This is a genomic window from Nocardioides pakistanensis (genome assembly GCF_054781215.1).
Window position 1 is genome coordinate 1 of the sequence record NZ_BAAGUV010000059.1, and the last position, 513, is coordinate 513.

The following is a 513-nucleotide window of genomic DNA, read 5'->3' on the forward strand; positions in this document are numbered from 1 at the left end:
TACGCCGCTACGCTCCCGTCAGCCGCGTAATCCCACCCCGTGTCCAAAGTCCGGGGTCAAGGCCCCGCATCCGGCACCGCAAGCAACGGCAAGGACCGACAGCAATCGGGACCGGCTCAGACGGACGCGGCGCGGAGCGACGTCCCCACACCGAAAGTGGAGGGTTTCCGGAGGGAGGTTCAAGTCTCAAATGCTTTCTGGCCCGGGATTCGCACTGAATCCCGGGCCAGATTGGTAGCGGGGGCAGTGTGCTGGTTCAGGACATCCCGGACAGGTGTCTCAAGACATGCCGGACGGATGTCTCCGGAGATCCCGGACTCTGAGTTGCCCGGGCGTCAGCGTCCGGGGCATGACACTCAACAGACTGGTCATCACCGCGCTGGTGACCGAGAAGCGTTCCGTGCCCGAGGTCGCCGCCGAGTACGGCGTCTCCCGTTCCTGGCTCTATGAACTGCTGGCCCGTTACCGCCACGAGGGCGAGGCCGTCTTCGAGCCCCGCTCCCGACGCCCGAA

At 65.7% G+C, this 513-nt stretch carries 1 protein-coding gene; it reads left to right on the forward strand.

The genetic code is table 11. The features are described 5' to 3' along the window. Positions 1-349 precede the first annotated feature (349 nt). A partial coding sequence (locus ACYVIH_RS17990) for a helix-turn-helix domain-containing protein (protein ID WP_460870891.1) occupies positions 350-513 on the forward strand: 164 nt, incomplete at its 3' end.